The organism is Brevundimonas sp. (assembly GCF_032107865.1).
Classification (GTDB): domain Bacteria; phylum Pseudomonadota; class Alphaproteobacteria; order Caulobacterales; family Caulobacteraceae; genus Brevundimonas.
On sequence record NZ_DAMCNG010000147.1, the window covers coordinates 1 to 7,019 of the forward strand.

Annotated in this window: 6 protein-coding genes; 3 read left to right on the forward strand and 3 right to left on the reverse strand. The window is 68.0% G+C overall.

The annotated features are described in order from the left end of the window. The 3 genes from RT567_RS11800 to RT567_RS11810 form a co-directional block, all read right to left on the reverse strand. Positions 1-1,797 (reverse strand): PBP1A family penicillin-binding protein (locus RT567_RS11800; protein WP_313576536.1); only part of this gene is annotated, 1,797 nt, incomplete at its 3' end. Between the two features lie 83 nt (positions 1,798-1,880). Then, positions 1,881-2,501 (reverse strand): class I SAM-dependent methyltransferase, encoded by a 621-nt coding sequence (locus RT567_RS11805; RefSeq protein ID WP_313576537.1) that lies wholly within the window; start codon positions 2,499-2,501, stop codon positions 1,881-1,883. Next, positions 2,498-3,451, reverse strand: a complete 954-nt coding sequence (locus RT567_RS11810; protein ID WP_313576538.1) for an alpha/beta hydrolase — start codon at positions 3,449-3,451, stop codon at positions 2,498-2,500. Before RT567_RS11810 ends, RT567_RS11805 begins: the two co-directional genes overlap by 4 nt. A gap of 118 nt (positions 3,452-3,569) precedes the next feature. Between RT567_RS11810 and RT567_RS11815 the strand changes: the two genes are divergently transcribed. The 3 genes from RT567_RS11815 to RT567_RS11825 all read left to right on the forward strand — a co-directional run. Beyond that, a complete protein-coding gene (locus RT567_RS11815) occupies positions 3,570-4,697 on the forward strand; it encodes an aromatic ring-hydroxylating dioxygenase subunit alpha (RefSeq protein WP_313576539.1) in 1,128 nt (375 codons plus the stop codon). Positions 4,698-4,754: 57 nt separating this feature from the next. Then, positions 4,755-5,402, forward strand: coding sequence for a DUF1345 domain-containing protein (locus RT567_RS11820; RefSeq protein WP_313576540.1), 648 nt, complete (start codon positions 4,755-4,757; stop codon positions 5,400-5,402). 308 nt (positions 5,403-5,710) lie between these two features. Next, positions 5,711-7,019 (forward strand): DEAD/DEAH box helicase (locus tag RT567_RS11825; RefSeq protein WP_313576541.1); only part of this gene is annotated, 1,309 nt, incomplete at its 3' end.

The window sequence follows — 7,019 nt, forward strand, 5'->3', positions numbered from 1 at the left end:
CATAAAGCCGCGCCAGATGGCGGCGGGGGCCGCGCCGCCAGTGACCCGGGCCATCGGCTTGTTGTCGTCCTTGCCGACCCAGACGGCGGCGACGAAGCCGCCCGTGTAGCCGACGAACCAGGCGTCCTTGTAGTCCGAGGTGGTGCCCGTCTTGCCGGCGATGTCGCGCCCGCCGATGGCGGCCGAGCGGCCGCTGCCCGAGGTGATCACCCCGCGCAGCATCTGGTTCATGTAGTAGAGCGGCGGATTGTTGATGGCCTGGCCGCCTTCGGACGGGCCGTGGGTGTAGATGACCCGGCCGGACGGGGTGCGGATGCGGCTGATGCCATAGGCGTCGACACGGCGGCCGCCGTTGGCGAAGGCGTCATAGGCCTGGGCCATCTCCAGCGGGCTGACTTCGACGGCGCCCAGGGCCATGGACGGCTGCAGGCCGATCTCGCTTGAGATCCCCAGGCGCTTGGCGGCGCGGGCCACGCTGTCGCGGCCGACCTGATCGGCGACATAGGCGGCGACGGTGTTGGTCGACTGGGCCACGGCCTGGGCCAGGGTCATCTGGCCGGAGAAGCGGCCGGAATAGTTGCGCGGCGACCAGCCGCCGATGGTCACGGGCTGGTCGACCACCGGGGTTTCGGGCGTATAGCCCGCCTCGACCGCCGCCAGATAGACGAAGGGTTTCCAGGCCGAGCCGGACTGGCGACGCGCATCGACGGCGCGGTTGAACTGGCTGTCGCCGTAGGAGGCGCCGCCGATCATGGCGCGCACCCGGCCGTCGCCGTCCAGGGCGACCAGGGCCGCCTGTTCGACGCCCTTGCCCTTGTCGCGGTCCAGGATGCGGCGCACGGCGCGCTCGGCGTCGGTCTGCAAGGTCAGGTCCAGGGTGGTCTCGACGACCAGATCCTCGGTCGGCTCGCCGACCAGGCCGCGGATCTGCTTATCTAGCCAGTCGATGAAGTATTGGGCGTGCTGGCTGGCCAGGGTCTTGGACACCCGCACCGGCTCGGCCACGGCGGCTTCGCGCTGGGCTGGGGTGATGGCGCCGACCTCGACCATTTCGTTCAGCACGACGTTGGCGCGGGTGGCGGCGCGCTCGCTCTCGGACACGGGCGAATAGCGCGAGGGCGCCTTCAGCAGGCCGGCCAGCAGAGCGGCCTCGCCGACCGTCAGCTTGTCGGCGCTCTTGTCGAAATAGCGCTGCGAGGCGGATTCGATGCCATAGGCGCCGGCGCCGAAATAGACGCGGTTCAGATAGAGGGCGAGGATCTCCTTCTTGGAGAATTTCATCTCCAGCCACACGGCCAGCATCAGCTCCTGAACCTTGCGCTTGATGTTCTGATCGGGCGTCAGGAACAGGTTCTTGGCCAACTGCTGGGTGATGGTCGAGCCGCCCTGGACCACGCGCCCGGCCTTCAGGTTCGAGGCCATGGCGCGGCTCATGCCGATCGGGTCGAAGCCGGGGTGATGGTAGAAGCGGCGGTCCTCGATGGCCACGAAGGCGGCCGGGACGTAGTCGGGCAGGGCGTCCAGATCGACCGGGGGCGCCATCTGGGTGCCGCGCACCGCGATCAGGGCGCCGGAGCGGTCCAGGTAGGTGATCGACGGCTGGCGATCGACCTCATAAAGGCTGGAGGTGTCCGGCAGGTCGCGCGCGAAAACGGCGAAGAAGACGACGGCGAAGATCAGGCCCCAGACGGCCAGCACCGCGCCCCAGTAGAAGAGGCGGCCCATGAAGGTCCGGCGCGGTTTTCCTCCGCCCTGATCGTTCCCGTCGGGTCCGCGGTCTTTGCGCGCCATGAACATCCCTCTATGCCAGCGGCGCGAACCCTAGCCGTTCGCGTCGCCGACGAAAACGCCCCCGTTTCCGATCACGCCAGCGTGAGCGTCTATTTCGCCGAAAGAATGGCGCGCCGGGCCAGCCAGACGCCTTGATCGCCAGCGTTCTCCACCGTCAGATCGGCCCCGGTCAGCAGGGCGCGATAGGCGTCGGGGTCCAGGCTGCCGTGATAGAGCGCCTCGCCGCGCCATTCGCCGATCGCCTCGCCGTGGGCGGGACCGGCGGTGAACATCAGCCGTCCGCTGGGCGTCACACGGGCGGCCAGGGCGGGCAGGACCGCCGTCTGCGCTTCCGGCGTCAGGTGGAACAGGCTGTGCCAGGCCAGCATGCCCTGAAAGGCGCCGTCCGGCAGGCCGTCGCGCATGTCGCCGATGCGCCAGTCGCCGCTGGGCAGGGTCTCGCGCGCATGGGCGATCAGGTCGGGCGAGGCGTCGAGGCCGACGACCTGGAAGCCGCGCTCCAGCAGGGCGGCGCCCATGGGCCAACCCGAGCCGCAGCCGACGTCCAGCACGCGGGCGCCGGGCGGCCAGCCCTCGGTGAAGCGATCCAGCCAGGCGGCCTCGTCCCAGTCGCCTTCGTGTCGGCGCAAGACCGCGCCCCGGTCGCGAATCCAGTCCGCCGCCTTGTCCTGATACAGGCCGACGATCCGATCCGCGGCCGGGTGGCTCATTTGGCCAGGAAGGCGTCCAGTTCGCCGTAGAAGGCCGTGGGCTGGTCGAACATGATGAAGTGGGCGCTGTCGTCGATGCGCTTTAGTTTGGCGCCAGGCAGGGTCGCGAACGACATCTGATAGACGGCGTCGGTGATCGCGTCGGTCATGCGGGCGTCGTTGAATTTGACGTAGAGCACCTCAGTCGGGGCGGTGATCCCGGCCAGTTCGGGGCGCAGGTCGGTGGTGACCAGTTCGCGGAAGGCGGCGGCCGAGACCTTCTGGTCGCTGTCGCGCATGTCCTGAAGGGCCTCTTCGCGGCGGCCCTCGGTCCTGATCATGCCGTTGATGGCGGTGGTCGCCTGGGCGACGTAGGCGTCGCGCGGGCTGGCGGACTGAGCGTTCCAGATCTGATCGGCGACGGGGGTCACGCTTTCGACCGTCGCGCCCGGAGCGCCGAACATGGCGCCCATGAAGGGGATCATGTCCACGACCATCAGCTTGCCGACCAGATCGGGGTGACGGGCAGCCAGCATCATGCCCATGGTCCCGCCCATGGAGTGGCCGACGACGGCGGGCTTGTTCAGATGCTGTTCGCGGATGTAGCGGGCGATCTCTTCGGCCACGGGGGCGGCGACCGGCTGGGGCGCGTCGCCCTGGGCGTTGGCTTGCGGCGCGGCGCCCGCGAAACCGGCGACGTGGATGCGGTGGACGCGATAGCGCTCGGCCAGGTGGTCGACCGTGCCCTGCCAGATATCCGGCGAGGACGACAGACCGGGGATCAGGATCAGGTCGGGCGCGCCCTCGGGGCCGTCCACCACGACGCTGAGGCGGTCGGACGTGAAGGCGGCGTGCCCAGCGCCGTGGGCCGCGTGGTTGACGTGGCCGTCCTGGGCGAGCGCGGCAGGGGCGGCGGCCAGGGACGATGTCAGAACCAGAAGGGCGGCGGCGGTGGCGATGTGATGGTTCATGGCGTGGCTCCCCGTTGATGACCTTCGGACTAAAGGATCAACTTTGTAATGTAAAGTTCTTTTTCACCTTGTCATCGAGCCCGACGACACGGGCGACGTCTCTTGATAGAGAAGCGGGATGAAGCCAGCCGCCACTGATCCCGTCCAGTCCCCTGACTCTGTCGTTCCCGAAGCCAAGGCCCCGCCGACCGCCTTCGGCAAGGGCTTCGTCACCGACGCTTGGTACTTCGTCGCCCTGGCGCGCGACGTGCCGGTCGCCAGCCTGAAACGCTATGAGATCATGGGCGAGCCGGTCCTGATCGGGCGAACGCGCGCGGGCGAGGTCTATGGGATGCGCGACATCTGCCCCCACCGCGCGGCGCCGCTGTCGGCCGGGCGACTGATCGAGAAGCCGGGCGAGGGCGAGACGATCGAGTGCCCCTATCACGGCTGGCGCTTCCGGCCTGACGGGGTGTGCGCGGCCATCCCGTCGCTGGTCGAGGATCAGGCGTTCGAAGCCAACCGCATCAAGGTCCGCGCCTATCCGGTGCGCGAGAGCCAGGGCATGGTCTTCGTCTGGATGGCGTCCGACGCCCGCAACCCGTCCGAACCGGATCAGGAACCGCCGCAGTTCCCCGGCGCCGTCGGCCAGCCGCGTCTGGTCGAGTGGATGGATTTCGACAGCCATATCGACCACGCCGTCGTCGGCCTGATGGACCCGGCGCACGGCCCTTACGTCCACCAGCAGTGGTGGTGGCGATCCGAGCATTCGATGCACGAGAAGGCCAAGACCTTCGCCCCGGTCGACTTCGGCTGGGCTATGGTGCGTCATGCGCCGTCGTCGAACAGCCGCCTCTACAAGGTGCTGGGCGGGGCGCCCGCGACCGAGATCACCTTCCGCCTGCCGGGTTATCGCTGGGAACATATCCAGGTGGGCGAAAAACAAGTGCTGGCCCTGACCTGCCTGACGCCGGTGAACGAGACCAAGACGCGCATCACCCAGATCTTCTGGTCCGACCACTGGGTGTTCGGCATCGCCAAGCCCTTCCTGCGGATGGGCGTCGTCGCCTTCCTGAAGCAGGACGGCGGCATGGTGAACCTGCAGAACGAAGGACTGAAATACGACCCGGCCCTGATCTGGATCGACGACGCCGACAAGCAGGCGAAATGGTATCAGCAGCTGAAGCGCGAATGGCTGAAGAGCCGCGCCGAGGGCCGCGCCTTCGTCAATCCGATCAAGGAGACGGTGCTGCGCTGGAAGAGCTAACGGTCAGGGCGGGCAAGGGCGCTGGTCGTCGGCGCGGAACGGCGTAATCATGCGGCCATGAAGCGGATCGCGCGCATCTTCCGTCTGCATTTCGCCCTGTGGCTGGGGCTCGCCGTCCTGGCGGTCGCGGTGGGGCTGACGCCCGCCGCCTGGGATTGGCCGATGCGGATCGCCGCCGCCTGGGACGCCAGCGTCAGCGTCTTCCTGATGCTCACCTTCATCCGCCTGTATCGCCATCGCACGGCTTCAGCCATTCGCAAGCGGGCGGCGGACCTGGATCAGGCGGGCGGCGCCGTCCTGCCGCTCAGTCTGCTGGCGGCGGCGGCCAGCGTCTTCGTGATCGTCATGGAGACGGCGGACGGCGGCAAGCCGAGCCTGGGCGAGGCGCTGTTCTCCATCGGCACCATCGCCGCCTCCTGGCTGTTCACCCACGTCCTGTTCGCCCTGCACTACGCTCACGAATTCTATGCGCCCGCCCACGGCGGCGGCGATCGGCGCGGGCTGATCTTTCCGGGCGAAGAAGAGGCGGACTACGGCGACTTCCTGCATTTCTCCCTGATCATCGGCGTGGCCAGCCAGACGGCCGACATCCAGATCAGCAGCCGTAAACTGCGCCGGATCGCCACCGTGCACAGCCTGATCGCCTTTGTCTTCAACACGGTGATCCTGGCCCTGGCGGTGAATATGGCCGTGAGCCTGCTCTAGGCTTTCGCGCGTCCATTCCAGCCGGGCGCCTTGACTTGGCCGCTATTGAGGCCCATCTGCGCTGCATCGCACAATGCGGTGACCGGCGCGTTCCAGCGCGTGTTTGGGCTTCCCTCCCCGGAGGGCCTGTCTGTCGAGCGGCCGGATCATTCGATTTCATACGTCGTCCATACACGCGGGGCGGCGCCCGTTCCCCGCCCGAGCTTCGGGCAGGCGACGTGCGCCCTTTGTGAAGGTCTGGTTCGTCCAGCCGCGCGCGCCGCCGTTCGTGAAAGACTGACGTGAGCGACACTCTTACTTTTGAATCCATGGGCCTGAACAAGGCTCTCCTGACCGCCCTGGCGTCGACCGGCTATGAAAAGCCGACGCCGATCCAGGCCAAGTCCATCCCCGACGTCATGAAGGGCAAGGATCTGTTGGGCATCGCCCAGACCGGCACCGGCAAGACGGCGGCCTTCGCCCTGCCGATCCTGCATCGCCTGGCCGAGAACCGCGTGGCGCCCAAGCCGCGCACCACGCGCGCCCTGATCCTGAGCCCGACGCGCGAGCTGGCGACCCAGATCGCCGACAGCTTCAAGCAATACGGCGCCCACCTGGGCTTCCGTGTCGCGGTCATCTTCGGCGGCGTGAAGTACGGCCCGCAGGAACGCGCCCTGCAACAGGGCCTGGACGTTCTGGTCGCCGCCCCCGGCCGTCTGCTGGACCACCTGCAGCAGAAGACGCTGGACCTGTCCTCGACCGAGATCTTCGTCCTGGACGAAGCCGACCAGATGCTGGACCTGGGCTTCATCAAGCCGATCCGCCAGATCGTCAGCCGCATCCCGGCCAAGCGCCAGAACCTGTTCTTCTCGGCCACCATGCCGTCGGAGATCGGCAAGCTGGCCGGCGAGCTGCTGAAGGACCCGGTCAAGGTCCAGGTCACGCCGCAGGCCACCACGGTCGAGCGCATCAAGCAGTCGGTGATCTGGGTCGAGCAGGGCAAGAAGCGCGCCCTGCTGACCGAGCTGTTCTCTGATCCCGCCTATACCCGCTGCCTGGTCTTCACCAAGACCAAGCATGGCGCCGACAAGGTCGCGGCCTATCTGGAAGCCGGCGGCGTCGAGGCTGGGGCCATCCACGGCAACAAGAGCCAGCCCCAGCGCGAGCGCGCGCTTGAGGCCTTCAAGAACGGCAAGCTGCGCGTCCTGGTCGCCACCGACATCGCCGCGCGCGGCATCGACGTGGATAAGGTCACCCACGTGGTGAACTTCGAGCTGCCCTATGTGCCGGAAGCCTATGTCCACCGCATCGGCCGTACGGCCCGCGCGGGCAAGGACGGCACCGCCATCAGCTTCGTCGCCGGCGACGAGATGAAGCTGCTGAAGGACATCGAGAAGGTCACGCGCCAGAAGATCCCCGCGATCGACCGCCGCAACGACAAGGCCCTGTCTCAGCTGGACGCCTCTATCATGTCAGCGGGCGTGGCCAAGAAGGCGACCCTGCCTGAGCGTGAAGGCCGTTCGGACGGCGAAGGTCGCGGCGGCCGAGGCCGTGGCGGCGGGCGTAACCCGCATCGCGAAGGCGTCAAGCAGGAGGGCGGCGGTCAGCCGCACCGTCAGCGTCGCGGCCGCAACGGCG

What these genes read in the sequence shown, in the direction of transcription:
- RT567_RS11815 (WP_313576539.1), top strand. Translation starts at nt 3,570, where the DNA reads ATGAAGCCAGCCGCCACTGATCCCGTCCAGTCCCCTGACTCTGTCGTT.
- RT567_RS11820 (WP_313576540.1), top strand. Translation starts at nt 4,755, where the DNA reads ATGAAGCGGATCGCGCGCATCTTCCGTCTGCATTTCGCCCTGTGGCTG.
- RT567_RS11810 (WP_313576538.1), bottom strand. Translation starts at nt 3,451, where the DNA reads ATGAACCATCACATCGCCACCGCCGCCGCCCTTCTGGTTCTGACATCG.
- RT567_RS11805 (WP_313576537.1), bottom strand. Translation starts at nt 2,501, where the DNA reads ATGAGCCACCCGGCCGCGGATCGGATCGTCGGCCTGTATCAGGACAAG.